The following is a 24,523-nucleotide window of genomic DNA, read 5'->3' on the forward strand; positions in this document are numbered from 1 at the left end:
GGATACGGAAAGTAAAATGGGCTTCTTGTTAGATCTTTGGTGGCTGCCAGACGGCCTTTGCAACGGCGGGGGTCCAACCACCGCTATAGATAACCCCGGTAATGGTCATGACCAATGCACGCGACGGTATTGTATATACGCGTGTTGCGTCCGGCACGCTCTGTAAAGAAGCATTGAAGTGATGCACGCGCTTGGAAAACGGTAACTTTTGATGCGCCAGGCTTTTTTTCTTTATGTGGTCTGAGTCTAAATAGTGGAGACTAAGAAATTCAAGAAGCGTAATTTTGGGATGGTCGTGGCGGTGTTCTTTAAAATGAGTCCAAATATCAGCAGCATGGGAAAGTTCCGACAGGTTCGTCGACGGCGAAATGGTTTCCACTACGAAAACGAAGGAAAGTAATATGATTACCAGGCGTCTCACCATCTTTCGCGCTATATTCTCAGAACTATTTAACAGAAAAAATCGTCTTTTATTTTCTATTTGTATCAAAAGACGGGATATTTTTTTTTAAACGTCGTCGTCTACCCGAACGGTAATCCAGGACGAAAGGTTCATCCCAGTCCATAACCATAATACGAATAAATTTCCACTGGTGACCTCGCACGCCGGAGAATCTTAATCCATCTACAGAAACATAAACAAACATATCGGAGTGACACCTTTTTAGTTCTCTTTACTATCGGATCAAGTTGAAACTACCGGAACATCGAGAACATGCTTTTTTGAACTGGCCTGAACTCGATCCTTCAAGCTAAAAAATATGCTCAAAATAACCCCTTGTCGTCGCTGCCGAAAATCTATTGACATTGTGATTCTCATCATCGGCACAGGCCCCCGTAATGTGCGTACTTACGCTTATCAAGCAACGACTTACCACTATGACTTACTTCTATTCGAGAAACCTAAAAATACCTTTTGACGAAGCAGTTCAAAAGGCGATACAAAGTTTGCAACAACAAGGCTTTGGGGTCATAACAACCATCGATCTCAAAGAGACACTGAAGCAAAAGTTAAACATCGACTTCAGACAATACCGTATTCTCGTAGCATGCAATCCCCACTTTGCGTACAAAGCGATAAGCCTTGAATCGCATATTGGGCTTATGCTCCCCTGCAACGTCGTAGTCCAGGAACATGAAAACGGAGAAATTGAAGTGTCCGCGATTAACCCGCTCGAAACCATTGATAAAACCACCATTACTCCGCAGCTAACGGCAATCGCCGAGGAAGTAAGCAATAGCTTGCGCGCCGCAGTCGACAACCTGCATCGCACAAAAACTCAACCCGACCAACCCGATGCCTTGCCCACCGAGCGACAGTCAGAAATGGCTGCACCCGTACACGGCTGACGTAAACAAAAATACAGGTCGTACATGGCGGCACGATCAATTAAAGAACTGGACCTATCATATCTCACGTTTCATTTTCAGCCCTATATTTCTTATACAAAGAAAATACCATGGACAAACCAATAAAAACCCTGCAAGATGCACTGACCTACCAAATTCAAGGTCTTTTACAGGCAGAGCGCAAAGTTGGCGAAGCTTTTAAGACGTTCAGTCCGTACATCAGCTCCGCCGAGGTGAAGGAATTAACAGGGGCATATGTCAGGAATACCGACAATGTCACGTGCAAGCTTGACCGGGCCTTTAACTACCTCATGACTGAGCCCGTCTTCCGGAAGAATGAAATTGTCGATAAGATGATTGATGAAACCGAGTATCTGCTGACATACACGGCTCCATCCTACCTAAAGGATATCGTCATGATCGGGTGCCTGGAAAATATTAATGCTTATAAAGCCAGTGCGCTTCAAACGGCCTACCTCATGGCGATAGAACTGGAACTCGACACCGTGGCGGATTTACTACAGCAAATTCTGAGTTGGGAACTTGTGACGAGCAAGCAGCTCACTGATCTTTCCATACATGAATTCAACAAACTAAACGACTCTGTTAACGTCAAGGGCGATTTGCAGTAGTCCCCTTTACGGTGGTGCCGCTTTCCTCTTCCGCGCGTTTGTGACTGGATAGATCCATGATAGCCGTCAGCAGACAATTGCGATCGTATAAAGGAACCATGTGCGCATGGATGGATATATAAATCGGCTCACGTCCACGCGGTTGTATGTATACCTCAGTATGTCGTATAGAACGCTCCTCCCTGCCACAATATCCCTACGTTGCTCGGCATTACGGAAAATACCAAGATCTGCCGCGGTCTTGCGTATGAGCTCCTCGATGCTGTAATTTACAGCGGATGCAAAGACACTATTGCAATTTAAAATCTTGCCCGTTTCGAATTCACTGATCACAATGGCAATGGGACTTTCATAAAATACTTTCTCAAACAAAGACGTTGCTTCGTCTGAGCTTCTCTTGTACGCGCACCCGTTTGTTGAAATTATACCAGATCGCAAAGAAAGTTGACACGAGTAGGGCTCCAATGCAAATAAACAACAGTATAAGGGTACTTCGAAAAGAAGCCGCCCATTTTTCGCTGTCATAATCTTGTCTTCCTAAAAGAACTTCCTCGGTGTTTTTGATCCTCTCGATACGATGTGACACGGCATCCCGCAAATTTTCTTTGTTGTTGGATCCCATCAGGACGGAATCAACGTTGATCCAATCCCGTATCACCCGTTCCAGCGAATCGATGCTCGCCTGTTGCTCAATGTTATCCCGCGTAAAATCTTTTAGATCGTTCAATCGCGTAAACAAGATTCGCTCCGCCTGATCATCACCTTTATATTGGCCATGCTGCGGTTCTGCCCGGCCGTGTTTCAGTAGCTGGACATCTTTATACGCGGCCGAAATTGCATCAACTTTTCCTATTACGCGGTGGGTGTGGTCAACCCAATCTACAGCCTCCCGGATTTCCAGGTTGTCCCGGTAACACACGGATCCAAGAATAGCAATGGCAGTAATCAACGATATAAATAACAAGCCTAAAACGGCTTTGAAAGAAATCATAAGTAGCGATACTTAAATAGCAAGATACCATCGGGCGCGCTCGCACCCCACGACGTTTGTCACCTCCTGGAAGACATGCATGGTTAGCGGGGCTCCGCCGCAACGGCTACGGCAGATTTTTCTATTGACGGCCATAGCCCACGTCTCTTACCCCGGAGACGGAACTCCAGGTCAGCGAGCACATTCATATAATTCATGAACGCTTCATATGGCGACCTGTATGGGCTGAAGTATTGATGAACACCACCGTCCGGGCCGCCTTTTGTTGACATGTAATAAAAATGATCACTTGTCTGTAAGTGTCGATAGTCTTTAGTCAAGGCCATGTCGTCCTTTTCCATAACCAAATCCTGAAACCTATACAGTGTTTCGAAGGCGTCGCGTTGCATGTCATTGCCTAACCAGGCCGACAGGTCGCGGGCCTGGTCTGCCCACGATGACGCCCCGACACACTGTACCACCGGCCCGGCGGGCATCAAATCACACAAAGCCGAGGGAGTAGCAAACATGAACCGGCCAGATCGTTGCAGCGCTAAAATAAATTCCTGCAGGAATGTAAAAATACCCGAACTGTGCTTCTGATGCTCACCGAACGTCTCATAGTCCAGCGCCAAACAAACCAGCTTTTCATGTGCCGGAAGACGATCGATCCAAGATGCAAACTTTTTGCCGGTGAGCGGCCATTCGGCCCAGGCTTCGTCAGCGTAACGAAACGCGATATCATCGCTCATCCGATGATTTCTTGGAATAAGCGCAAACGACGCCTCCGGGTGCGTGTACAATCCATTCGGCGTTCTTCCTTGAAGGAAAGCGGGCGCACCTTCGACATACATTCCGGAAAAACCAAGTTCCGATACCAGCTTTCCGATTGCGTCGGAATAGATCAGTTCGGTATGGCGAAAAAACGTGGGATCAAAACCGATTACATCCCGGAGTAATTGTTTATGTAGACCGACCTGATGAATAAACTCCTCCTGGCTCTTAAAATAGGCTAGTGAATGATAATAGGTTTCTCCGAGGAATTCTACCGCCCCGGTATCGGCCAGTTGCCGAAAGCTCAGCAATACCTCCGGTGCATACAGCGCAAACTGCTCCAACGCTGTACCGGATATGGAGAACGTAACGCGGATATCAGGGTGCCTGGCAATGAGGTTCAACAGCAAAGTGTTTGCAGGCAGGTAACAATCTTTCGCCACCTGGCAGACAATGTCCCGGTTGAGATCATCATCAAAATACCTCTGCCCGGAACCTACGTCAAAAAACTGGAATTTCTGCAGTCGACGCGGTTGATGCACCTGAAAATACAAATTAAGATAGCGTTGATCCGAGTTCATGATAGAGCTGGTTTATGGACGTTGCTGCACGTTTCCAGATGAGTGATTTAGTTTCCCGCTTGCTGTTGCCGCGTGATGCGTTCGTCAGCACATTGTGCCTAAAAAGATTAATGATCGCATCCGGCAACGCATCGATATCCCCAATTACGGGCACGCCTGCCTGAACCGCGTCCAGTGGCGTGATGCCAAAGGGGTCTGACACTGACGGCATCACATATACCTGGGTAACGGACAACACCTGACGCATTTGTTCTGCTTTGAGGAGGCCCGTGAAATGCATCCGGGACGATATCTTCCGATACGCTGCACGCTCCATCATCTGCGGCAGCAGGTCACCTGACCCGGCAACAATAAAGTGTGCATCAGGAAAACACACCGTGTTTTCACCGATGCTGTATGGCTTTATTTCCGCGGGAACAGCAGTGATCTTTACCGCCGGATTCCACCTTTCTTCGGTGACCCGTGCCGTGTTTTGAGATGCATCAACCACAACGACCGAAGCATTGATCAATGGGATCGACTCATCACCTCGTGCTTGAGGCACGACAAAAAGAAGTTCAACCCGCTGGTCTTTCAAGGCTGTCGCCAGGCATAAACACGCCGTACCAAGTCCACCGGATATATGTGATGGAAACTCCCATCCGAACATCAAACCTCCCATGCATCGTCAGTTTAGTACGACTCACTATGTATTGCGCGTTAGTCACGCGTAAAAAACGCCAGAACGACCTTCATCGCGAACAGCATGAGTACCAGAACAGCCAGGATTACTAATCCTCTGGCGATGGGTCCGGTAATCACCCGACAGGAATAAAATACGACAACCGATACGGCGAGTGTGAGTTTCACTACCGTATCCGCTGTTTCCAGATTTTTAGTCATAATCCTCAGCGTTTTGTAATCCAAAGGAATACCGCAGCAGCCTAAGAAGCAGTGACGAACGTCATTGCTTTCGAATACATTCAGCGCGGTTCTTCATCTGATCCTTAGATGTGAACTAACTTTTCCAATTTTGCTTTGTTAATGACTTTCAGTCCGTCACCCGAGATTTCGATAAGTCCTTCATCTTTAAAGTCTGCCAACGTGCGATTCAGCGATTCCGTCGCCGTTCCCACAATGTTCGAAATATCTTTTCGGGCGATTGTAATCAGGCCGTCCTTTCGATCGCAGGCAAATCGCTCGCCCATCTTTAGCAGCGCATTTGCCACGCGTTGTCGAACAGACTGATACGCGATATCCAGCAACCGCTCCTCGATTTCCTCCAGATTGTTGGATAGCATTTTAATAAACTTCCGGGCGACATCCTTGCTTGAATAGATTAGGGTGATGAAGTCCATTTTCGGGATGATCGTCACACGAGCATCTTCGATCACTTCGGCGCTCTCGCTATAAATTTTATCCTCCAGAAGCGGCACAAATCCAAAGAAGTCGCCCTCCTTAAGAATGCCCGTGATCAATTCTTTTCCGTCGTAGTTCACCTTGTAGGTTTTCACCTGTCCTTTTTCGATAAAGTATAGATCGTTGGGCGTCTGCCCTTCCATAAAAATCAGGTCCTTCCGTTTGAAAGACCTTACGGGTCTGTTCTCGGACAGTTTCTGGAAATCCCTCAGCTCACGCGTTTTGCTGAAAAATGCGCTAACTTCGGAAGAATTGTTACCGAAGGCTGTTTTCATCAACTCGCTTTTCTTGAGCCGCATCTCAATAACCTTCAACAAATCTACGCCATCAAAAGGTTTGGTGATGTAGTCGTCTGCACCCAGATTCATACCTGCCCGAAAATCACTCTTGTCGGCTTTTGCCGTCAGAAAAATAAACGGTATACTGGCTGTCTCAACATCTTTGTTCAGGATATGCAACACGCCGTATCCGTCAAGTTCCGGCATCATAATGTCGCACAGAATCAGGTCCGGCTGTAGCCGCTGGGCAAGGTCGACACCAATCTTGCCGTCTGCCGCGTGAGTAACGTCGTACTTCGCCAGCTGTAAAATGCATGAAATGTTCTCGGCCATTTCCGCATTGTCTTCAATCAAAAGAATTTTGTAATGCATAGGAGGATAAGGTTTGGGACATTCGTGACCAACAATAGACTACACTAAAGTACTCCGGAATGCCCCGGATGACCCTGAGCCAAGTCATATAAGAAGAGTGACTTTTCTCAGGATTCGGTCCTTGATGATGCAAATCATTTATTGCGTAAATGCGTGTCATCCCATTCAAATCGGGCAGCCGATAACTTGGTACAAACAATATTCGCATGAAAAAAATACTGGTACCCTGCGACTTTTCGCCGCCCGCTACAGAGGCGTATACAGTTGCCCTGAACATTGCCGGCCGCTCTCAAGGCGAAATAGTCCTTCTTCATGTCGTTACATTACCGACCTTCTACGCGGCTGGATTCGCGGGTGAACCAGCCATATATGACACTGCCTACTATTCGCGCATGGAAACAGACATCAGCCGAGAGCTTGCTAAATTAAAGACAAAGGGAGAGCAACACCACGTTTCCGTGACGACGGACGTGCAGGTGGGCGGGCTGGTATCCTGCATAACCAAAACCGTAAAAGAGGAGAACATAGACCTCATTATGATGGGGACTTCCGGAAGTTCCGGCATCGCGGAAATCCTGATCGGCTCGAATGTCGAAAAAGTAGTTCGATTCTCCCCTGTTCCTGTGCTATCGGTTCGCACAGCCTTCGATTCGACGTCAATTCAGAATATTCTTCTTCCCTCGACGCTAGGTCTGAATCAACACGACTTCATGCGCGAACTCAAAAAACTACAACAATTCTTCAACGCTACCATCCATGTGCTACTGGTCAACACACCCGTACATTTTAGACAGAACAGGGATGCCAACCAGACGCTGACGGAGTTCGCCCATCATTATCAGCTGACCAACTATAAATTACATTTCAAAAGTTTTTACCAGGAAGAAGAAGGCATCATGACTTTTGCCCATACCGAGAAGATGGACCTGATCTCCATGCCGACCCACGCCCGAAAGGGCTTCGCACATTTGTTCAACTCCAGCGTGACAGAAAATATTGTAAACCACATAGAAAGCCCTATCTGGACATATTGCCTGAAAAAACTGGAATGATATAACAAGAAAAAAGGCGGAGATTATCCGCCCTTCTCAAAACCATGAAAACCAGTCGTATCCCTATTATTTCTGCTAGGAGACAGCTACTTTGTGTACCGGTGCGCCATTTGATTCTTTAGACTTCGGGATCGACACCCGCAGCACGCCATTTTCGTACTTGGCATCTACGTTACCCTCCTTGACATTTTCCGGTAATGCGAATGTCCGAATGAAGGAGTTGAAGGAATACTCCTGTCTCGAGTAGCCACCGTGCTTTTCACTTTTTTCTTCTTTCTTGTCGGCGCTGATTTTAAGCATATGATTCTCGATCACAACATTAAAATCTTTTCGCTCGAGTCCAGGAGCAGCAAGCTCCAGCGTAAATTCTTTAGGTGTTTCAACAATGTTTGCTGTGGGAACATTTATACCCAAACGCGATGCGAACATATCACTGTCGAGATCAAAAAAATCCCGATCAACCAGTGACGAACCAAAGAAATCGGAAAGTAATGAAGGAAGTCCTCCATTTTTTCTAAGTGTTAAGTTCATATGTGTTTATGTTTTAGTAATAACCAAAAGTACCCGTGGCCAGAAGGTAGCACGATGACAACCATCAGCAATTCGCTGGATTCTCGTCGCCGGGACCAGCGGGCGAACGTGACCGCCATCATTCATAGCCAGCAGCAGTAAGAATATATTGTACCTATGTATACTACCATCCAACATTTTTCGGGACTGACGCAGACCGGGCACAATCGGCGCGGGCGCGCTATGGGTGGACTAAACCCGAAAGCAACCCAGGCATCTCCCTCCTCAGGCGTTTACGAAAAGAGCCGATGCTGGCGTTGCTCACGATCGCATCCGCGTTATACTTTACCACGGGGTCTTACGCCGAAGGAATATCAACGATGACGCGTCCCAGGAATTAACCACATCAATGGTTTTTCTCACACTACGCGTCATCATGGCATCCCTCCTGCTGGTACATATGATTTTCACAATACCTGTAGCCCGCAACTTCTTTCACCTTGTATTTTTGAGTCGGCAGCAATTTTCCGTCTGCTTCCCGGCTGCGTTTATTCGGTAGTGTGGATTGAAGCCTATAAGCTATTCAAATGATAGAGGATAGAAGTCATGTGCCTTCATGACCTTGCTCATCGAAATTGACACGGCATGAAGGTTACTTTATAACAAAAAAACGATGATCACAGACATAAAAGCCGCCGTGGCACAGATACAACCTGGCGACAGGGTGTTTATTCAGGGAGGCGCCGCAACCCCGCATTCCCTGTTACAGGAGCTGGCTAATCAATCGAGTCGCTTGTGGGATGTTGAATTGGTCAGCATCAGCCTCCAAGGTGACGCCGTTATTGCCGACAAGCGGTATAAAAGCAACTTCCGGATAAACTCTCTTTTTGTATCCGAAAATATCCGGACCGCCGTAAATGACGGCCGAGCGGATTATGTACCGATATTCCTGAGTGAGATACCACTCTTATTCCGGAATAATGTTCTTCCGCTCGATGTGGCGCTCGTCCACGTCTCTCCCCCCGATAAGCATGGTTACTGCTCGCTCGGAACGTCTGTTGACATCGCGCTGGCGGCAGTGAGGACGGCCAGGACTATCATTGCCCAGGTCAATCCCAATATGCCGCGCTGCCACGGCGACGGATTGGTTCACAAAAGCGCATTCCACGCCATGATTGACGTGTGTGATGAACTTCCGGAGGTCGTAACTACGGCTACGGAAATTGCGGCCCGTGTTGCCAGCCATTGCGCTGCCTTGGTAGAGAACGGCGCAACCCTGCAGATCGGTATTGGCGCTATTCCCGATGCTGTCCTGGCAAGCCTCTATACGCACAAAGGGCTTGGAATTCATACCGAAATGTTCTCGGACGGTCTTATACCACTGATCGAAAACGGTATCGTGACGAACGAATACAAAAAAAAGCATCGTGGAAAAACCGTGGCTTCGTTTGTTCTCGGCAGTAGAAAGCTGTACGAATTCATCGATGACAATCCGTCGGTCATCCTGCTCGGCATCGACTACGTTAACGACACGTCCGTCATCCGCACAAACCCGAAGGTGACCGCTATCAATAGCGCCATTGAGGTTGATATTACCGGACAGGTATGCTCTGACTCCATCGGCGCCTATCATTATTCTGGTGTCGGCGGCCAAATGGACTTTATGCGTGGCGCGGCACTGTCGGAAGGTGGAAAGCCGATTATAGCGCTCGCATCGACGACCCTTAAAAATGAATCAAAAATCGTCTCCGTTCTCAAGGCTGGCGCGGGTGTGGTCACTACGCGAGCACATGCACACTATATTGTTACCGAGTATGGCGTGGCTTACCTCTACGGCAAAAATATGCGGCAGCGTGCAAAGGCGCTTATTGAAATCGCTCATCCTAACCATCGGGAAGAGCTCGAACGAAACGCCTTTGAAAGATTCCATAGCTACCAATTCGAACGATCATATTAGAATGGCCAGTGTGAGCTCCGTGACCACAGTAATCCTCAACTACGAATCCAGGCCATACCCATGGCCGCCGACCGTCTCCTGGCTGGATCTTCCATAAAAGCATCATTCGGAATATTACGGCTATCAGCAGTTATCCGGTGATTATTTTTCAACAGTAACCATCCACTAACACTGTGTACACCAGGCCCAGAGCAAAGAGACCATTTGTGCCGGAAACACCGGTCTTTCGCTCGCACAAAGAACGGAAATGTCGCCGGCACAATAATATTCAACTCATGGCAGTTGTGATTATCTTGTCTATAATCTATTACTGTTCATCATATTTCGATAATGCATTAGTAGTAAGAAAATAACATTTCACCATTCGATATTAAGCGGCCTTTAGAATCATACACATTCGTAAAAGTAAAGGTATCACCATTTTCGTTCGTTCTGGATAACGTGCTACTCTTGCTTAATACGTATTGCCAAATCCAACTTTCCTCGACCATCATCGCCCCGAGGTTATCGACCTCCCTTAGTGGATTTTTTCCCCAGTGATAGGTGTAGGTGAAATAGGAACTAACCCCATTTTGAAACCAGATAACGTTATCAAATCGATTATAACGAACGGACGCGCCACGAACCGCAACTATACGCCCGCGATGATCGTAGTTGAGATTCACCGGCTGTACATAGGGTCCGACCGGAGTAAAGAAAACGTAATTATAAGATACAATCTGACCACGACGATTAAACTTAAAATCTCTGTTCACGGACACGTATTGACCATGATCGTAAATACCGACAGAATCAATACGACCACGGGTATACGCCACGCGATATACATAGTTATTATACACATCGGTCGCAACAACTGAATCCACCGTCCCGCGCCAGTTATAGAACAGATTATAATGCCTCTCGCCAAAAACAAACTCCTTCAGCCGTCCTTTCCCAGCAGGACCGCCATGACATGGCAGGAGATGTATAACAATCTGTGCCGATGATTTCACCCCGGCGTCGCTGATAGTTCCTTCTACCATATCAGGAGCCTCAAACAATGCTTCAGAATCATTGCCAAAAACAACAAAGCGCGAAACGACGTACCTTCCAGGCGGAAGCCTGAGCGGTTCTGTCAGATATCCCGAGCCAGTCGGAACAAGCTTCAGGGAATGATCGGCTACGAATGGTTCACCACTTGCAGTTTCCAATGTCACGATCGCTGTCATGCCTGGCGATAACATAGACACGGGCGACTTGACAGACTCGTCAACAGAAGCCAGCACAAACTGGACGGTTTGGAGAGAGGTCGATTCGACGTCTTCCTGTATACACTGTTCAAACAATACGGCCATCAGGCCAATACCAATAATAAAGGCGATTCTTTTCATCCGAATTAGTTTTTAATTTATAGAAAAAATGAAACGGAACGTACAATGAATCCCGGTCGAACGACCAGTTGCGTGGAGCGTAAAACAAATAAAAAGTATACTATCTGCGCGCTACCCCTACAGGGAAGCGTCGGGCACGACACATGACAATGAGATCTACACCGATGGTTGCCGCAGAGTTGATAATTCCTTCTTCCTCGCTTCGGTCATTGTAACCCTCCAACGATTTAACCGCGTGCTGCAGCTGCTGTTTACTCTTCTCAATCAACTTACACCCAAAGAGCCTGTCCTCCAAACGTGGTACCGGCAGGCCGATCAACGATATGCAACAATATAATTTTGCTCTTCGAGATACGAGAAATACGTGCTGCAAAATCAACCGCCCACTGGGCGGGTTTGATCACCGCGTCACGTAACGCGTATTACCCGTTATCCTTGTGGTATACTGAAGTAAAATGTACTTCCTTTACCATACGTGCTTGTAAACGACACCTCACCAGAAATCAAATCCACATACCGTTTAACAATATGTAGCCCCAAGCCTGTTCCCTGGATGTTCCCAGCATTGCTCGCACGAAAAAAGCGATCAAATAGATGTTTCTGGTCATCCGCTGGTATTCCTATTCCCTCGTCGGTTACATAAAAAAACACGCGGCTGTTTTTACTCTCTGCCGAGACATGAACCTGCTTGCCGGCATCAGAGTATTTGCTGGCATTCGAAATCAGGTTATACAAGATGTTCCGTAGAGTACGGGTATCGGTCCAGATCTCATCCAGGTCCGGCGGGCAAGCGGTCGTGACGGTTTGACCGTCCTTCAAAAAAGACTGAACTTCTTCTTTGATCTCATCCAGGAACGACTGTAGGATAATGGGATCAGACTGGATTTCCACCTTCCCCTCTTCCAATTTGCCTAGCGATAAGAAGTCATTCAGAATTTGTGTGAGTTGATTAACCGATGACTTCACACGATTAATGTGTTTATCCTGCTTATCATACTCTTGCCGATCTTTGTATTGCTTGATCAGTGACACAGAACTCATGACAGTACTAAGCGGCGTACGGAATTCATGTGATGCGATGGATACGAATTTAGATTTCAATTCATTGAGTTCGCGTTCGCGCTCGAAGGAACGCCGGACCTCTTCCTCCGCCTTCTTTCGCTCACTAACCTCTTGTTCCAGCTTCACGATGGTCTGATTCAACGCATCCGTGCGCAACTCCACTTTCTTCTCGAGTTCCGCGGCATACACTATTAATTGCTCCTCGCTCTTACGGAGTGCGTCCTCCACTAACTTGCGTTGCGAAATATCGCTGATGAACGCCATGACCAGGATATCTCCCTGCACTTGCGTATAACTCAAGCTGATTTCTACCGGAAACTCAGTTCCGTCGCGACGTAATGCCATTAGGTCGCGGCCGAAGCCCATACGCCGCGGATGGGGATCGCCGTTAAATGCTTGCCGAAACTTAACATGCCCCTTTCTGTACCGCTCGGGCAACAGTGACTCCAGGGTCACGCCCGTCAACTCGCCCCGGCCAAACCCAAAGAGCTGCTCCGCTACCGGGTTAGCAAGCGCGATCTCACCAGATTCATTTACCATGATAATGCCCTCAGACATACTCTGAAATATTTCCCGGTAAGCCTCGCTAGTCACAAGTGAAAAATCCATAACAATCAGCAGGTTTCAAATTCTCCGTGGCCGATGAGGCCAGCCTGCCAAGATACAACGAAATCCATAGCGATGTCAACGGGGTAATCTTGTCCGGAATGCCGCTTATCGCAGTATTTAGGACCTTTTTATCTTTACCCGCAACAGCACTCGCGAAAATTGATCTTCGTTTTACGCTTTTTCCGGTTCCGGCTGCCGACTATAGGTCCATACTGCCTGGTGACTATGATTGACAACGTCCTCGGCTAGACTGCCGTTAAAGAGGCGCGCGATGCCTCTCCTACCATGGGTACCCATCGCAATCAGATTTCCTCCGACCGTTACTGAAAATTCGAGGATTCCCTGCTCCTCGTCACTATGATTAAAGACGTGAACAGAATAATCCCGCAGCATGTGGCGTTTGGCAAAGGCATGAAGCTTCGCCAGGGTCTCCGTATCTGAAGAAAAGTTGAAGGGCGTATTAATCCAGACAAGATAAAGATGTGCATGAAAGAAGTGTTGTAACGCCTTCACTTTCGCTACGAGCTCCTCTTGTCCCTTGTCATCGAGCGTGTTCGGAAACACGATATTTTTGATAGACCCTTTAATGAAATCCTTTACAATCAGCACGGGCACAGATGACAGGCGAACAACTTTTTCAGCATTCGAGCCGATAAAAAATTCGCGAACCCCTGAGGCCCCGTGCGATCCCATAATAATTAAATCGATTCCTCCATCCCGGGCATAGTCACGGATAGTGTGCACCATCGCCCCAAACAAAACCTGTTTTACGATCTTTACCCCGCCCTCCTGATGCTTTTCAGCCACCGCACCTAATCGCTTTTCAGCCTTTTCCTGTAGGTCCTTCAGCAACTGCGACTCAAAATCAAGTACGGGCATCAGCACCGAATCATGCAGCACAGGAAGCTCGATGACGGTCACCAGGTATAGCGTGCCTTTTGCCTTGCCTGCTACATCCACGGCAAACCGGAGTGCATGCTCAGCCGTCTTTGAAAAATCGTATGGAACCAGTATTTTCTTCATAAACATAATGTTTGTTGGCAATTCGAATGTACCGCGTCATACCCTGGGTTCGATTGAGCAAGGTCATTGAACGACGTGATTCTTATCATCCGCCGAGCGGCGGGCAAAGGTGACCTTTATAAATGGACGTACAAATAAAATTTTTAGGCGCCACTGGTACGGTAACCGGTTCGCGCTACCTGCTCGACATTGGCAATTTCAGATTACTGTTTGATTGTGGCCTTTTTCAGGGGCTAAAGGAGCTCCGCTTGCGAAACTGGGAGCCGTTTCCCGTAAAGCCCGAATCCATCGACGCTATAATTATAAGTCACGCCCATATTGATCATAGTGGGTATTTGCCGCGGCTCGTAAAGGAAGGGTTCAAAGGCCCCATATACTGCACACCTCCCACCGCCAGCCTGTTAGAGATCATGTTGCTCGACGCGGCAAAGCTGCAAGAGGAAGAAGCGCTGTTTGCGCTTAAAAAGGGATATTCGAAACATAATCCACCCAAACCGCTCTATACAACCGAAGACGCAGCCGCCGTCTTCCCCCTGATCCACGAATACGGGTATTGTGAGAAAGTGAACGTTACAAACAACATCTACTTCGCCTTCAAAGACGCCGGGCATCTCCTCGGTTCGGCCATTACCGAACTTATCATTCAGGGCGATACCCAGACCAAAAAAATCGTGTTCTCGGGCGACCTCGGCCGAAACAATGACGCGCTACTCCATCCGCCCACTACCGTCGAGACGGCAGATGTTTTACTTGTCGAATCAACCTATGGAAACAAAGATAATCCTGCGGCCGATCCAGAGGCTGATCTGGAGCGGATTGTCAAGGGCGCACTAGCCAAAAGAGGCGTAGTGCTCATACCGGCATTTGCCGTCGGACGAACACAGCTATTATTATACCATCTCCACCAGTTGATGGAGTCTGGTAGAATCCCCGACATACCGGTATATATCGACAGCCCCATGGCCATCTCCGCTACCTATCTGTACTATCGCTATCCGAAATATCATAAGGTTGAATTCAATCAAACGGAATTCGCGCAGAAACTGGAAACAAATATGTTGATGTTTGTAAAAACTTCCGAACACTCTAAAAGTCTGAATAAAATTAAAAGCAACGCCATTATCATCTCCTCCAGCGGTATGATGACAGGTGGGCGAATACTGCATCACTTATACCATCGACTACCGAACGAGCAGGATACCATCGTAGTTAGTGGCTATCAGGCAGAAGGTACGCGTGGCCGTGATCTGATCGAACAACGGCCGACCATTCGCATCTTCGGCGAAGAAGTACCGGTAAAGTGCACGATCGAAAACATGACCTCGCTTTCTGGTCATGCCGACAGGCAGGAGCTATTTAACTGGATGAGCCACTTCAAACAATCGCCTAAATTCGTCTTCGCCGTACACGGTGAAAAAGATAATATAAAGCTATACGCCAGCGAGATTACCCGTCGATTCAACTGGAATGTAATACAGCCGGTATATCTGGAATCCATCCAGCTTTTTAAAGGAATATAACATTAAATCAAAAATAAAACACAGACCGCGATTTCCCTGTATAATGATAATCATCACCGCTCAACACTGACGTTTGCCCTTCACAAAGCCACGTCGACAGCACTATCTTTATAAAAAAAATGACATTCTACTCACGCAAACTTACCATGCCTTTTGAAGACGTGCTAAATAAGGTGACAGAAAACCTCACCCGGCAGGGTTTCAGTGTCATTACTACTCTCGATATGCAAGATATATTTCGGCAGAATCTCGACCGCAACTTCCGAAAATACCGCATATTAGGTGTATATAATGCAACCCTGGCCTTAAAAGCGATCTACCTGGAATCCCATGCAGGCATTATGCTTCCATGCAATGTTGTAATCCAGGACCTCCCAGAGGGTCAGGTAGAAGTATCGGCTCTCAACCCCCTGGAGGCTATCGCCCCGGACCAACAATCGCCAGCGCTTCATGCGGTAGCGCAGGAGATCGGCATTCGGTTACGTGCATCTGTCGACTTCATTGCGCGCACGCCAGAAGCACCTAGTTTTCCTATACCGAAACGCCCGACAACAACCTAAGCTTTGTATAAAACGTTGTGCGCGCCATTGTTCTATTCAGTGATTCGGTTTGAGACGTGAGGAAGCTTCTATCTATCGCGCCGGTAAAAAAGAAATACATCCAACGCAGTGCACCATGATCACAAATGATATCGACGCCCTGATAGGTCAGAATCAACCCCCGTGTGTCTCGATACTGATTCCTGGCAATAAGAGCGACATTCGAAAGACGTACGACACCTGCAAGAAAGAAATAAAACGAGCGGAGGCCATGATAAGGTCCTATGCAATACCCGACGCAGTAAAGAAGGCCTTACTATTTAAACTGGAAGACTCGTTCACCAAAATACCGGCAGGCCCTTTCGTCGGATGGGGCGCTTTTATCTCCCCGGGCCAGTACCAGACTGTCACCTTTCCATTCGAGGTTATCGGTAAGGTCGTCGCAGGAAAGACTTTCGCGTCGCGTGATCTATTATACCTACGCCAGCACGCGATTCCCTATTATGTCCTTCACCTCGCAAAGCAAGGGGTACATCTATTTGTGGGGCATCTCAACATACTTCAGGAAATCATGGACGATCACTTCCCCATGCCGTATAGTGACTGTTTCGAATACCAGTCCGTTTCACCCGATCTTCGCGCCCGTACTCAGAACAAAGCCAACGCCGATAAGAGCGGTATTCTCAAGTCACGGCTTCAGGCCATTTTCCGCGACGCATCCGGTCAGTTAGCGGCGCGTACCGGGCTGGACGACAAAGTATTTTTGGCCGGTACACAAGACATGATTCAAACCTTCCAGGAAATGGGCGAACACATACCTATCGCCGGAAAAATCACAGGCACTTTCCATGATACCAACGTTGGATCATTATGTGACAGAGCCTGGCTGGCATTTGACCGTACGAGAAAAAAAGACATAGAAGCAGAAATAGCCAACCTAGAGCTCAAAAAAGGTAATTTTTTGGCGACAGGCATTACAGAGGCTTGGTCTGCCGTCAACAAAGGAAAGGGTTCTGTATTGCTTGTTGAAAAAGACGTACACCACCGAGGTTACCAAACCCCAGGAAAAAATACACTCTATCTACAACCACCGAAAAAACCATATTTCACAATAGATGACGTTGAAGACGAACTGATTGCTTCGATTCGCGTAAAAAATGGGGAAGTAATTCTCACAGAAAATGGGCTGCTTGAACTTTTTAATCATATTGTATTGGTAGATGATGGAGGTATCACCTGATCCGTTTTTTCGGGGAATCCATCAGGTAAAAAGGCAGCCGAGAGCTGCCCTCTTTTTTCTTCATACCATCATACGATCATCCGTTAACGCTACAGCATCGATATCTCACTCGGTGAATTGCTTCTCACGCATCGGGCTGTCGTTATGTGCCAACGCATTTTTCACCTGGGCCGTCACCGCAGTGCAGAGGTCCGAAAACTTCTCATCGATTGTGTCATTCAGCGCGTCAGCAAGGTCTCCACCTTTCCGAATGATCCTTTTACGGGTATACCGTCCCTCATCGGGTGCAAACAATACGCCCAGCACAGCGCCCGCAGCGACGCCCGCAAGCACCGCTAAAATTGCCTTTTCCTTTTTCATCTTTGTCGGGTTATCAATAAATACTCCTTATGTTACAAATCTACCGGGAGTCCTTCGCCGCGCAAATGACCCGGATCATCAACCAGCTGTGATCCTTATCGAGCATTTGAAAGCGACTAAAATCCGGCCACACCACGATCAATATCATCGTGCGCCCCATCAGTATAGGGTATTTTAGCTGAGCGCCTGAAAGCGTGAAAATCTATTTACAACAAAATATCTATATGTATGAAAACGAATGAACAACTTCGGACAGATGTTATGGATGAGATCAAATGGGACCCTCAGTTGACAAATATCGCCACCGAGATTGGCGTGGCATCGAAAGATGGTGTTATTACATTGACGGGGGAAGTCGACAGCTACTGGAAAAAGCGCGCTGCCGAAGATGCCGCGAAGCGCGTAGCGGGCGTCAAAGTCGTGGCGAGCGACATCGAAGTTAAACTTAGCAACTGGGGTAAACACAGTGACAGTGAAGTGGCGGATGCTATTCGCAATGCTTTACGCTGGAACAGTGCGATCAATGAAGACCAAATTGAAATAATGGTCGACAACGGTTGGGTCACACTCGACGGCGCGGTCGATTATGCGTTCCAGAAACGATATGCACAATCTTACATCGAAGATCTGGTGGGAGTAGCCGGCGTGACAAACAACATTACGATCAAACATCAACCCATCGATACAAAAGATATTCAGCGTAAGATCACCGCAGCTTACCACAGGAGTGCGAATATTGACGCACACACGATACACGTGCAAACGTCCGGCAGCAAGGTAACCCTGACTGGTAGCGTGCGGTCGTGGGCAGAAAAAAAAGAAGCCGAAACGGTCGCATGGTCTGCCCCGGGCGTACTCACCGTGGACAACAAAATAGAAATCGACCTGCCCGTGTATGCCTAATTCAATGCTTGGGAGAAATGGGCGGAACAACTTCCGCCCATTCATTCCCGCGTGAACAATTCAAACAACCCTGTCACAGCGTTATGAAATTCCTATCGATCATCTTCTCTTCCATACTGCTTTCGGCCTGTGCGGCCGACATCATGGTCTATTCAGATCGCGACCCCGCGTACGACCTGTCCAATTTTGGCACCTTTGACTGGGCCGAAAAAACTGATGTTGAAAACGGCAAAAACCCACTCTACTACAGTGACCTGAATGACAGGCGAATCAAGGCGGCTGTAGAAAAAGAACTTTTTTCCCGCGGATACACACGCACGACAAAAAATCCCGACCGGGTGATTCATTACCACATTGTCGTTGAAGAAGAATCGGTGTTGGCACCCGAGCCTTACGGGTACTTCTACGGACCGTACTGGATGCGTGCACGACTCCATGTTCACACGTATCGAGAAGGAACATTGATCATCGACATGCTGGATCCACAAACAAAGAATCTCGTTTGGCGGAGTTGGGCGACGGCTGCCTTGGACATGATCACTGAAAACGAAGTAGAACCGATCATCTATCGGGCGGTAGCAAAAATGTTCAAAGAATTTCCGCACTCGAGCCAATCGATACCAGCGGTCGTAGACGCATCAAAAGATCCACAAGACCGTGACTAAACACGCACTCATATGACTGGCACACTCACTGAAGATCAAATACGACACCTGCTTTACGCGCAGCTGATCGGACGCATTGGCTGCTGTGCTGACGGCCAAATATATGTTGTTCCCGTAACGTACGCCTACCACGACAACTATATCTATGCACACTCGCGGGAAGGGCAAAAAGTGCAGCTGATGCGAAAGAATAGGGCCGTTTGCTTCCAGGTCGACGCTATCGAAAATATGTGCAACTGGCGGAGCGTAATTGTCTGGGGTGAATATGAGGAACTGGCCTCCGAGACGGAGCGCGACGCCGGAATGAAGATCCTGCGAGAACGCCTGACACCATTCGCTACCGGTGAAACTGTTCGGCCACACAGTCTCCAACATCCACCGGAGATCATTGAAAAAGAACGTAAGGCCGTTGTCTATCGTATCAAGATACAAAAGACCTCCGGCCGCTTTGAAAAAGCGGCTGCGGCTGACATCGATCAGCGTAATTATTAATCTGAAGTAATTCCGAGTAACAACTACCCAGAGTGATTTGTCTTGAAAAGCCAGTCCCGCCGACTGCCAGTGTTAACCAGTGTGCTTTGCTGAGGTGTACGCTTTCCACGTCAATATCATTCCAACAATAATTAGTCCTAGTAAAATCGCGTAGGTGAAAGGATTGGCGGCTAGTTGTTTTGTTTCAGGAAAAAATACCCTGAACAGGCCTATAGTCATACCTAACCAAGCCGTGAGGGTTATAAAAATAGTCCAGTCAATTTTCCATGAATTGTGAATGCGGATAATATAAAGTCCGGTTGTAAACAGTATGATACCATTTAGATAAATCAACGAAGCAACTACTTCAGACCAGATGTGCAGGTTCACCATTTCAGATGTTGCCATGACACACAGTGTAGGTCCAATTACTTTTGCAAGTGCTCTTGAATTTTCCATAAATTCATTAGAAACATAACGTTCAGCAAAATGAGAATTCCTGAAAGATTCCCATCACTATTCGTCTACGATTTGTTTCAGCCATCCCTCCCCCCAGTAGACCAATATGCGTCTTTCCGAATTCGTAACCGCCAAAAAAAACAAGCATTTCATAGTCGCCATTGTTGCTATACTTCATTCGTGCCGATGCGCGAACATGGGCTGGCCGGGTAATACCTGCAGCTGCTCCATCTCGTGTATCCATCTATCAAGATATTCCAGGATGGTGGCCAGACCCGCGTTTACGCCATGCTCAACATACGCGCCGGACGCTGCCATTCCGAGGAGCATGCACTGTTCCAGTGGGAGTCCGCCCAGTAGTCCAAAACAATATCCAGCATTCAGGTTATCTCCACCACCCGTCAAAACCGTTGGATTAGCTACATAATGCCCGGATAATTCTATAACTTGGTCTTGATGGTAAACTATACTCCGATCGGCGGGGTGCACTAGCAAGGTATCAACCTTCATCGACTGGTATACATCTTTACCGGCTTCTAACACGGGCGGAAGCTTCGCCCGATCCTTCACGAAATCCATCCCGCGTAGCGCCGCCCAAATTCTTAGGGTTTCATTCTCATTCAATCCCACAGTGACCCGGCCATACGACGAGAAGCAGCTCATGATATCCAGTACTTCGTCGATTTGTTGTGTTGTCTTTTTGGAGGGATCGGAAAGATCAAAGAGAAACAAAAAGTCTTTGCGCTTCAGGGGCTTAATAACATCATCCAACACACCTTGCCAGATGTCGCTGGCATGCGGCAGGTTCGCCCAGTCCACGAAGGCAATAAGTGAACTATCTGTGACTGCTTTTACAATACGATCCAGACCGGCATGATCTTTAATGTAGGACCAGGTATACCCGTCAAACACTTCCAGTTCTGAAAAAATCAATTTGCCATCGGAAAACTCGATGGCATCACTGATGCCAGGGTCCAACACGCTGATCACCTCACACAAAGGAGTCATTATTGAAAATAATTCGTGTTGTTGTGGATAGCCCATGGCTCCCAGGCAGTAGCTTTTCACGCCCAACTGCCCCAGTTCCTGCGCCAGTATTGGGGCATTGCCGCCGATTTTAATACGTTGCGTATCCATCTGCACCTGACCACTCTTTCCGCATGCCATCAACAGCCGGTCTGTAAAGTCGCGAATCGTTTCAAAATACTCTGTTCGTGTATTCTGTCGCTCCTTTACGGCCTTCTTAATCTTGTCGATAAATCCATCGAATCCAACAAATACTTTTCTCTCCAGCGGGTACAGCAATTGTAATCTGATCTGCTGCTGCAGGTCTCTCAGGGACAATACATCCGTGTTTGTCATCGTATATGGGGTTATAGTTCGAGGGAAATAAGTCTAAAAGAAAGGCGGATACAATCCGCCTTTCCGCCAACTACAGACGCCTATGTGCGTCCTCAGTACTCGCTAGCAATTCGCGTGAAGCATGCTTAAAAGTAAAACGAACCTCATGATACGACGATGACTGCCATCAGCAAGATCCAGGATTGTCATCGTTTGCGTGTTAGATGAGCGCTCAGCGATCGCACAGTGGGACACGTGATGTGATAATAAGAAAGGATTGTAAGTAACACGATGCGTTTACAGAAGACAGTGGTTAACGGTCCGCACCAGGTCGTCCGCATCAAACGGCTTACGGATATACGCACAGGCGCCGAGATCCATCGCGAGTTTCAGCTCATCCTTTTCGACCTTTGCCGTAAGATATACAAAGGGTATTGAAGCCGTCAGTGGGTTTCTTTTTAACTGCCGTATTACCTCATATCCATCAATTTGTGACATCATAATATCGCACAATATAATATCCGGCATGGGATCATATGTCATCGCAAGCCCTTCCTGTCCGCTGCTGGCGGTTACTACCTTAAATCCTGACAACTCAAGAATTTCCGCGGTATTCTCACGTATTTCGGGATTGTCTTCAATAACCAGGATAGTTTTCATACATCTTCATTTTAAGAGAGTTATCCATCTGGGCCGGCTACGATTCACCGTTTCATCGTCCAGCGAGCCGATGACGGTCCGTGTGCATATTTTGACTAGGGCGTATGAGTAATGAAATCTACATTTTTTTTTAAGAGAAACGCTGCCAACAAACGAAAAAGATTACACTATTGATGACGACAATCGCCTTGCAAGTCAATCCGCCTCATGTCATGCTGGAAAGCATGGTACTATCTTACCCCCTGGTTCATATAAAATACAGTACATATTGCTATACACGCCATGCCTTTCGTCCGATGCCTCATCTCTGGATTGACTATACTCTTGCTGCTGAGTGTTGGCCCGCAAGCTGCAGCCCAAGCTCCGGCCGGCAGGTCGGATGAAAAAAAGCTGGCCGCCGGCATATCCATAGGGCAAGTCGGGGATGATCCTTCAATCAGTCTGGAGCTACTCACCCCTACCCTGCTGACAAAAAATCTACGTGCACATATCCGATTGAGCCGGACGTGGCTGGAAGCCTATAAAGCAGCCTGCGATCATTCGGCGGCATATTCCACAGCGTCCACTGGACTGATATTTACTATGCGGCTGTCGAACCAGGTCCGGGGCACCGTAGAGACTGGTTCATTTGTGGTGGCTGGAAACGCAAAATTTTCAAAAAGGCATCTGTGGTCCGGATACTATGCGGCCTGCGGGGTCGAGTTGTATTCCCTCGATGTTAAACAAAGTCACTTTGGATTTATCATGTCCGCCGGGTATGCATCTTCACGAGCGCGGGCTGGTAAACTTGAAGGGCAGCCAACGTATGGAGGCGGCGTGTTCTTTCGTGGCGGGCTACGCTATTATTTTTGACGCCCACGTACAAGCTGGCTACTCGGCAGCGCTACTTTCCAGATCGACCGCGAGATGCGCTTTATAGAACTTACGATGCAACTTCAGGTCTTTACGGTAGAGGTCTGGATAATAAGCTACCCTACCGTCCCGGGCGGTACAGGTAAAATATCGAACGTAAATTGGAATGGGCTGTTTCAACTGCACCACGTGCTTCGTTGCCTCACTGTAGTACCAATCCAGCTGAGCAGACCGATCGGAACAGTTCCCCGTAACCAGGTAGTGTGAAAAATCCACAGCCTTTTCCATGCGAATACATCCGTGGCTGAAAGCCCGCTTGCTTTTTCGGAATAGGCCCCGTGCATTAGTATCGTGCAGATAAATCCCATACGGATTATCAAATTCAAATTTTACAATCCCCAGCGCATTATCATTTCCCTCACGCTGGCGCAGCCGGACGGGAAAATTTTGTTTGTTAAATTTTGACCAGGCCAGACTATCCAGCACAACAATATTCCCATCGGCGTCCATCACGTCAAAACGGTTCTTATTTAGAAAACTGACATCCTGCTGTATCAGTGGCAAATATTCTTCGATAGCAATTTTCCGAGGTACATGCCAATACGGATACGTTACAAAGCACTCGATCGTACTCGAAAGCTCTGGAGTCGGTTTATCACGCTTACCAACGATCACCCTGGATGTCATAATAACGGAATCATGTTCAAAGACATAGGCCACAAACTCGGGAATATTGACAAGGATGTAGCGATCCGCAAAGGGCGACCGCTGCAATCGCCACCGCTCTAAATTGACTTCAATACTGTTGACTTGTTGAACAATTTCAGGTGGCACCAGAACAGAATTCGTCAAAAGCAACGATTTATCTCCAGGCATCGAATCAATTAGCATTTTTAATCCAACCTTCAGCGCCCTATATCCAGCATAGGACGGCTCAACGGTAGCAAGGGAGGTGTTCAGCGCGCCATGCGCGGCAATGTCCCCCAACAGCAAAAGGGCGAGCGAATCGGCCTTGGATCGCATGCCGCCTGTGGTACCGTATCGTAAATCGCCAACCAATAACACAAAAGCATCCGTGAGTAACGCTTCGAAACGACATACATTTTCCGATCGTACGCCCTGCTGTTTCAGCGATGCAATTTCAGAATAATGATACCACGCTGGCTGCAAACCATAGTACCGAACATTCCGGATAAATTGCAACAGTGAGTCCGCGGATTCAGTCCCGAGTTGACTGACAGTCCAAAACAAATGATCTTCTCGCTGTCCGTAAAACTGTCGAATGGTGCGTGCCGTTACGCCGTGATACGTTGGATGAAGCGTGTCCGATTCCATGCGGAGCGTACCCTGCGCCATTGTTTTTAAGCTGAGGAACGAAAATATCGCCAATAAAAAAGCCAGATGTATAGGTCTGTTGATCCACATTTTGCGGGTGATCTTGCGCCAGAAATATCCGCAGTTTTTCTTTTTTACCTTATGATGCCCGTCAGGATGACAAGTGACTTCCATCAGAAGCATAGGAAATATCAAAGGGCGGCCGTGACTGCACTCCGGATCATCGTTCAGGCAATA

Annotated in this window: 25 protein-coding genes; 10 read left to right on the forward strand and 15 right to left on the reverse strand. The window is 47.7% G+C overall.

What is annotated here, in order from left to right:
- Nucleotides 1–28: 28 nt before the first annotated feature.
- On the reverse strand, nt 29–424 hold the full coding sequence (locus tag K7P01_RS06285; RefSeq protein WP_267291002.1) for a hypothetical protein: 396 nt from the start codon (nt 422–424) through the stop codon (nt 29–31).
- Nucleotides 425–879: 455 nt separating this feature from the next.
- Here K7P01_RS06285 and K7P01_RS06290 point away from each other — a divergent pair, with 455 nt between their 5' ends.
- Nucleotides 880–1,350, forward strand: a complete 471-nt coding sequence (locus K7P01_RS06290) for a DUF302 domain-containing protein (protein ID WP_267291004.1) — start codon at nt 880–882, stop codon at nt 1,348–1,350.
- 110 nt (nt 1,351–1,460) lie between these two features.
- Nucleotides 1,461–1,982, forward strand: coding sequence for a DUF892 family protein (locus tag K7P01_RS06295; protein WP_267291006.1), 522 nt, complete (start codon nt 1,461–1,463; stop codon nt 1,980–1,982).
- Nucleotides 1,983–2,346: 364 nt separating this feature from the next.
- Here the strand turns inward: K7P01_RS06295 and K7P01_RS06300 are convergent, their stop codons facing one another.
- The 5 genes from K7P01_RS06300 to K7P01_RS06320 form a co-directional block, all read right to left on the reverse strand.
- Nucleotides 2,347–2,973 (reverse strand): CHASE3 domain-containing protein, encoded by a 627-nt coding sequence (locus tag K7P01_RS06300; protein WP_267291009.1) that lies wholly within the window; start codon nt 2,971–2,973, stop codon nt 2,347–2,349.
- Between the two features lie 83 nt (nt 2,974–3,056).
- Nucleotides 3,057–4,307, reverse strand: a complete 1,251-nt coding sequence (locus K7P01_RS06305; RefSeq protein WP_267291011.1) for a glycoside hydrolase family 57 protein — start codon at nt 4,305–4,307, stop codon at nt 3,057–3,059.
- Complete coding sequence (locus tag K7P01_RS06310; RefSeq protein WP_267291013.1) at nt 4,282–4,968, reverse strand: glycosyltransferase; 687 nt, start codon at nt 4,966–4,968, stop codon at nt 4,282–4,284. Before K7P01_RS06310 ends, K7P01_RS06305 begins: the two co-directional genes overlap by 26 nt.
- A 38-nt stretch (nt 4,969–5,006) precedes the next feature.
- Entirely contained in the window at nt 5,007–5,189 is a 183-nt protein-coding gene (locus tag K7P01_RS06315) for a hypothetical protein (protein WP_267291015.1), read from the reverse strand.
- Nucleotides 5,190–5,293: 104 nt separating this feature from the next.
- Complete coding sequence (locus tag K7P01_RS06320) at nt 5,294–6,355, reverse strand: response regulator (RefSeq protein ID WP_267291017.1); 1,062 nt, start codon at nt 6,353–6,355, stop codon at nt 5,294–5,296.
- A 206-nt stretch (nt 6,356–6,561) separates the two neighbouring features.
- On the opposite strand from K7P01_RS06320, the gene K7P01_RS06325 reads away from it, so the two are divergent.
- On the forward strand, nt 6,562–7,407 hold the full coding sequence (locus tag K7P01_RS06325) for a universal stress protein (protein WP_267291019.1): 846 nt from the start codon (nt 6,562–6,564) through the stop codon (nt 7,405–7,407).
- A gap of 75 nt (nt 7,408–7,482) precedes the next feature.
- Here K7P01_RS06325 and K7P01_RS06330 read toward each other — a convergent pair whose 3' ends face one another.
- Nucleotides 7,483–7,938 (reverse strand): Hsp20/alpha crystallin family protein, encoded by a 456-nt coding sequence (locus tag K7P01_RS06330; RefSeq protein ID WP_267291021.1) that lies wholly within the window; start codon nt 7,936–7,938, stop codon nt 7,483–7,485.
- Between the two features lie 652 nt (nt 7,939–8,590).
- Here K7P01_RS06330 and K7P01_RS06335 point away from each other — a divergent pair.
- The gene (locus K7P01_RS06335; RefSeq protein ID WP_267291023.1) at nt 8,591–9,874 is read left to right on the forward strand and encodes an acetyl-CoA hydrolase/transferase family protein; all 1,284 of its coding nucleotides are present in this window, start codon (nt 8,591–8,593) and stop codon (nt 9,872–9,874) included.
- Nucleotides 9,875–10,209: 335 nt separating this feature from the next.
- Here K7P01_RS06335 and K7P01_RS06340 read toward each other — a convergent pair whose 3' ends face one another.
- The 3 genes from K7P01_RS06340 to K7P01_RS06350 form a co-directional block, all read right to left on the reverse strand.
- The gene (locus K7P01_RS06340; protein ID WP_267291025.1) at nt 10,210–11,247 is read right to left on the reverse strand and encodes a hypothetical protein; all 1,038 of its coding nucleotides are present in this window, start codon (nt 11,245–11,247) and stop codon (nt 10,210–10,212) included.
- Between the two features lie 429 nt (nt 11,248–11,676).
- Nucleotides 11,677–12,918 (reverse strand): PAS domain-containing sensor histidine kinase, encoded by a 1,242-nt coding sequence (locus K7P01_RS06345; RefSeq protein WP_267291027.1) that lies wholly within the window; start codon nt 12,916–12,918, stop codon nt 11,677–11,679.
- 171 nt (nt 12,919–13,089) lie between these two features.
- Nucleotides 13,090–13,941, reverse strand: coding sequence for a universal stress protein (locus K7P01_RS06350; RefSeq protein WP_267291029.1), 852 nt, complete (start codon nt 13,939–13,941; stop codon nt 13,090–13,092).
- A gap of 122 nt (nt 13,942–14,063) precedes the next feature.
- Between K7P01_RS06350 and K7P01_RS06355 the strand changes: the two genes are divergently transcribed.
- The 3 genes from K7P01_RS06355 (at nt 14,064) to K7P01_RS06365 (ending at nt 17,240) form a co-directional block, all read left to right on the forward strand.
- Entirely contained in the window at nt 14,064–15,461 is a 1,398-nt protein-coding gene (locus K7P01_RS06355; RefSeq protein ID WP_267291031.1) for an MBL fold metallo-hydrolase, read from the forward strand.
- A gap of 119 nt (nt 15,462–15,580) precedes the next feature.
- The gene (locus tag K7P01_RS06360; protein WP_267291033.1) at nt 15,581–16,021 is read left to right on the forward strand and encodes a DUF302 domain-containing protein; all 441 of its coding nucleotides are present in this window, start codon (nt 15,581–15,583) and stop codon (nt 16,019–16,021) included.
- Nucleotides 16,022–16,136: 115 nt separating this feature from the next.
- A complete protein-coding gene (locus K7P01_RS06365) occupies nt 16,137–17,240 on the forward strand; it encodes a baeRF3 domain-containing protein (RefSeq protein WP_267291035.1) in 1,104 nt (367 codons plus the stop codon).
- Between the two features lie 105 nt (nt 17,241–17,345).
- Here K7P01_RS06365 and K7P01_RS06370 read toward each other — a convergent pair whose 3' ends face one another.
- A complete protein-coding gene (locus tag K7P01_RS06370) occupies nt 17,346–17,600 on the reverse strand; it encodes a YtxH domain-containing protein (RefSeq protein ID WP_267291037.1) in 255 nt (84 codons plus the stop codon).
- 228 nt (nt 17,601–17,828) lie between these two features.
- Between K7P01_RS06370 and K7P01_RS06375 the strand changes: the two genes are divergently transcribed.
- The 3 genes from K7P01_RS06375 (at nt 17,829) to K7P01_RS06385 (ending at nt 19,660) form a co-directional block, all read left to right on the forward strand.
- Nucleotides 17,829–18,503: a BON domain-containing protein gene (locus K7P01_RS06375; protein WP_267291039.1), complete on the forward strand. Its 675-nt coding sequence runs from the start codon at nt 17,829–17,831 to the stop codon at nt 18,501–18,503.
- An 83-nt stretch (nt 18,504–18,586) separates the two neighbouring features.
- Nucleotides 18,587–19,168 (forward strand): DUF4136 domain-containing protein, encoded by a 582-nt coding sequence (locus K7P01_RS06380; RefSeq protein ID WP_267291041.1) that lies wholly within the window; start codon nt 18,587–18,589, stop codon nt 19,166–19,168.
- A 12-nt stretch (nt 19,169–19,180) separates the two neighbouring features.
- On the forward strand, nt 19,181–19,660 hold the full coding sequence (locus tag K7P01_RS06385; RefSeq protein WP_267291043.1) for a pyridoxamine 5'-phosphate oxidase family protein: 480 nt from the start codon (nt 19,181–19,183) through the stop codon (nt 19,658–19,660).
- A gap of 72 nt (nt 19,661–19,732) precedes the next feature.
- Here K7P01_RS06385 and K7P01_RS06390 read toward each other — a convergent pair whose 3' ends face one another.
- The 4 genes from K7P01_RS06390 to K7P01_RS06405 form a co-directional block, all read right to left on the reverse strand.
- Nucleotides 19,733–20,098 (reverse strand): hypothetical protein, encoded by a 366-nt coding sequence (locus K7P01_RS06390; protein ID WP_267291045.1) that lies wholly within the window; start codon nt 20,096–20,098, stop codon nt 19,733–19,735.
- A gap of 174 nt (nt 20,099–20,272) precedes the next feature.
- On the reverse strand, nt 20,273–21,460 hold the full coding sequence (locus K7P01_RS06395; protein ID WP_267291046.1) for a hypothetical protein: 1,188 nt from the start codon (nt 21,458–21,460) through the stop codon (nt 20,273–20,275).
- 276 nt (nt 21,461–21,736) lie between these two features.
- On the reverse strand, nt 21,737–22,099 hold the full coding sequence (locus tag K7P01_RS06400) for a response regulator (RefSeq protein ID WP_267291047.1): 363 nt from the start codon (nt 22,097–22,099) through the stop codon (nt 21,737–21,739).
- Between the two features lie 870 nt (nt 22,100–22,969).
- The gene (locus K7P01_RS06405; protein WP_267291048.1) at nt 22,970–24,469 is read right to left on the reverse strand and encodes a L,D-transpeptidase family protein; all 1,500 of its coding nucleotides are present in this window, start codon (nt 24,467–24,469) and stop codon (nt 22,970–22,972) included.
- Between the last annotated feature and the right edge of the window lie 54 nt (nt 24,470–24,523).

It is taken from the genome of Parachryseolinea silvisoli (assembly GCF_021190955.1).
GTDB classification, from domain to species: Bacteria; Bacteroidota; Bacteroidia; order Cytophagales; family Cyclobacteriaceae; genus Ohtaekwangia; species Ohtaekwangia silvisoli.

What these genes read in the sequence shown, in the direction of transcription:
- K7P01_RS06335 (WP_267291023.1), top strand. Translation starts at nt 8,591, where the DNA reads ATGATCACAGACATAAAAGCCGCCGTGGCACAGATACAACCTGGCGAC.
- K7P01_RS06405 (WP_267291048.1), bottom strand. Translation starts at nt 24,469, where the DNA reads ATGCTTCTGATGGAAGTCACTTGTCATCCTGACGGGCATCATAAGGTA.
- K7P01_RS06340 (WP_267291025.1), bottom strand. Translation starts at nt 11,247, where the DNA reads ATGAAAAGAATCGCCTTTATTATTGGTATTGGCCTGATGGCCGTATTG.
- K7P01_RS06310 (WP_267291013.1), bottom strand. Translation starts at nt 4,968, where the DNA reads ATGGGAGGTTTGATGTTCGGATGGGAGTTTCCATCACATATATCCGGT.
- K7P01_RS06295 (WP_267291006.1), top strand. Translation starts at nt 1,461, where the DNA reads ATGGACAAACCAATAAAAACCCTGCAAGATGCACTGACCTACCAAATT.
- K7P01_RS06290 (WP_267291004.1), top strand. Translation starts at nt 880, where the DNA reads ATGACTTACTTCTATTCGAGAAACCTAAAAATACCTTTTGACGAAGCA.
- K7P01_RS06300 (WP_267291009.1), bottom strand. Translation starts at nt 2,973, where the DNA reads ATGATTTCTTTCAAAGCCGTTTTAGGCTTGTTATTTATATCGTTGATT.
- K7P01_RS06370 (WP_267291037.1), bottom strand. Translation starts at nt 17,600, where the DNA reads ATGAAAAAGGAAAAGGCAATTTTAGCGGTGCTTGCGGGCGTCGCTGCG.
- K7P01_RS06330 (WP_267291021.1), bottom strand. Translation starts at nt 7,938, where the DNA reads ATGAACTTAACACTTAGAAAAAATGGAGGACTTCCTTCATTACTTTCC.
- K7P01_RS06320 (WP_267291017.1), bottom strand. Translation starts at nt 6,355, where the DNA reads ATGCATTACAAAATTCTTTTGATTGAAGACAATGCGGAAATGGCCGAG.
- K7P01_RS06350 (WP_267291029.1), bottom strand. Translation starts at nt 13,941, where the DNA reads ATGAAGAAAATACTGGTTCCATACGATTTTTCAAAGACGGCTGAGCAT.
- K7P01_RS06365 (WP_267291035.1), top strand. Translation starts at nt 16,137, where the DNA reads ATGATCACAAATGATATCGACGCCCTGATAGGTCAGAATCAACCCCCG.
- K7P01_RS06315 (WP_267291015.1), bottom strand. Translation starts at nt 5,189, where the DNA reads ATGACTAAAAATCTGGAAACAGCGGATACGGTAGTGAAACTCACACTC.
- K7P01_RS06395 (WP_267291046.1), bottom strand. Translation starts at nt 21,460, where the DNA reads ATGACAAACACGGATGTATTGTCCCTGAGAGACCTGCAGCAGCAGATC.
- K7P01_RS06355 (WP_267291031.1), top strand. Translation starts at nt 14,064, where the DNA reads ATGGACGTACAAATAAAATTTTTAGGCGCCACTGGTACGGTAACCGGT.
- K7P01_RS06345 (WP_267291027.1), bottom strand. Translation starts at nt 12,918, where the DNA reads ATGGATTTTTCACTTGTGACTAGCGAGGCTTACCGGGAAATATTTCAG.
- K7P01_RS06285 (WP_267291002.1), bottom strand. Translation starts at nt 424, where the DNA reads ATGGTGAGACGCCTGGTAATCATATTACTTTCCTTCGTTTTCGTAGTG.
- K7P01_RS06325 (WP_267291019.1), top strand. Translation starts at nt 6,562, where the DNA reads ATGAAAAAAATACTGGTACCCTGCGACTTTTCGCCGCCCGCTACAGAG.
- K7P01_RS06385 (WP_267291043.1), top strand. Translation starts at nt 19,181, where the DNA reads ATGACTGGCACACTCACTGAAGATCAAATACGACACCTGCTTTACGCG.
- K7P01_RS06380 (WP_267291041.1), top strand. Translation starts at nt 18,587, where the DNA reads ATGAAATTCCTATCGATCATCTTCTCTTCCATACTGCTTTCGGCCTGT.
- K7P01_RS06360 (WP_267291033.1), top strand. Translation starts at nt 15,581, where the DNA reads ATGACATTCTACTCACGCAAACTTACCATGCCTTTTGAAGACGTGCTA.
- K7P01_RS06305 (WP_267291011.1), bottom strand. Translation starts at nt 4,307, where the DNA reads ATGAACTCGGATCAACGCTATCTTAATTTGTATTTTCAGGTGCATCAA.
- K7P01_RS06400 (WP_267291047.1), bottom strand. Translation starts at nt 22,099, where the DNA reads ATGAAAACTATCCTGGTTATTGAAGACAATCCCGAAATACGTGAGAAT.
- K7P01_RS06390 (WP_267291045.1), bottom strand. Translation starts at nt 20,098, where the DNA reads ATGGAAAATTCAAGAGCACTTGCAAAAGTAATTGGACCTACACTGTGT.
- K7P01_RS06375 (WP_267291039.1), top strand. Translation starts at nt 17,829, where the DNA reads ATGAAAACGAATGAACAACTTCGGACAGATGTTATGGATGAGATCAAA.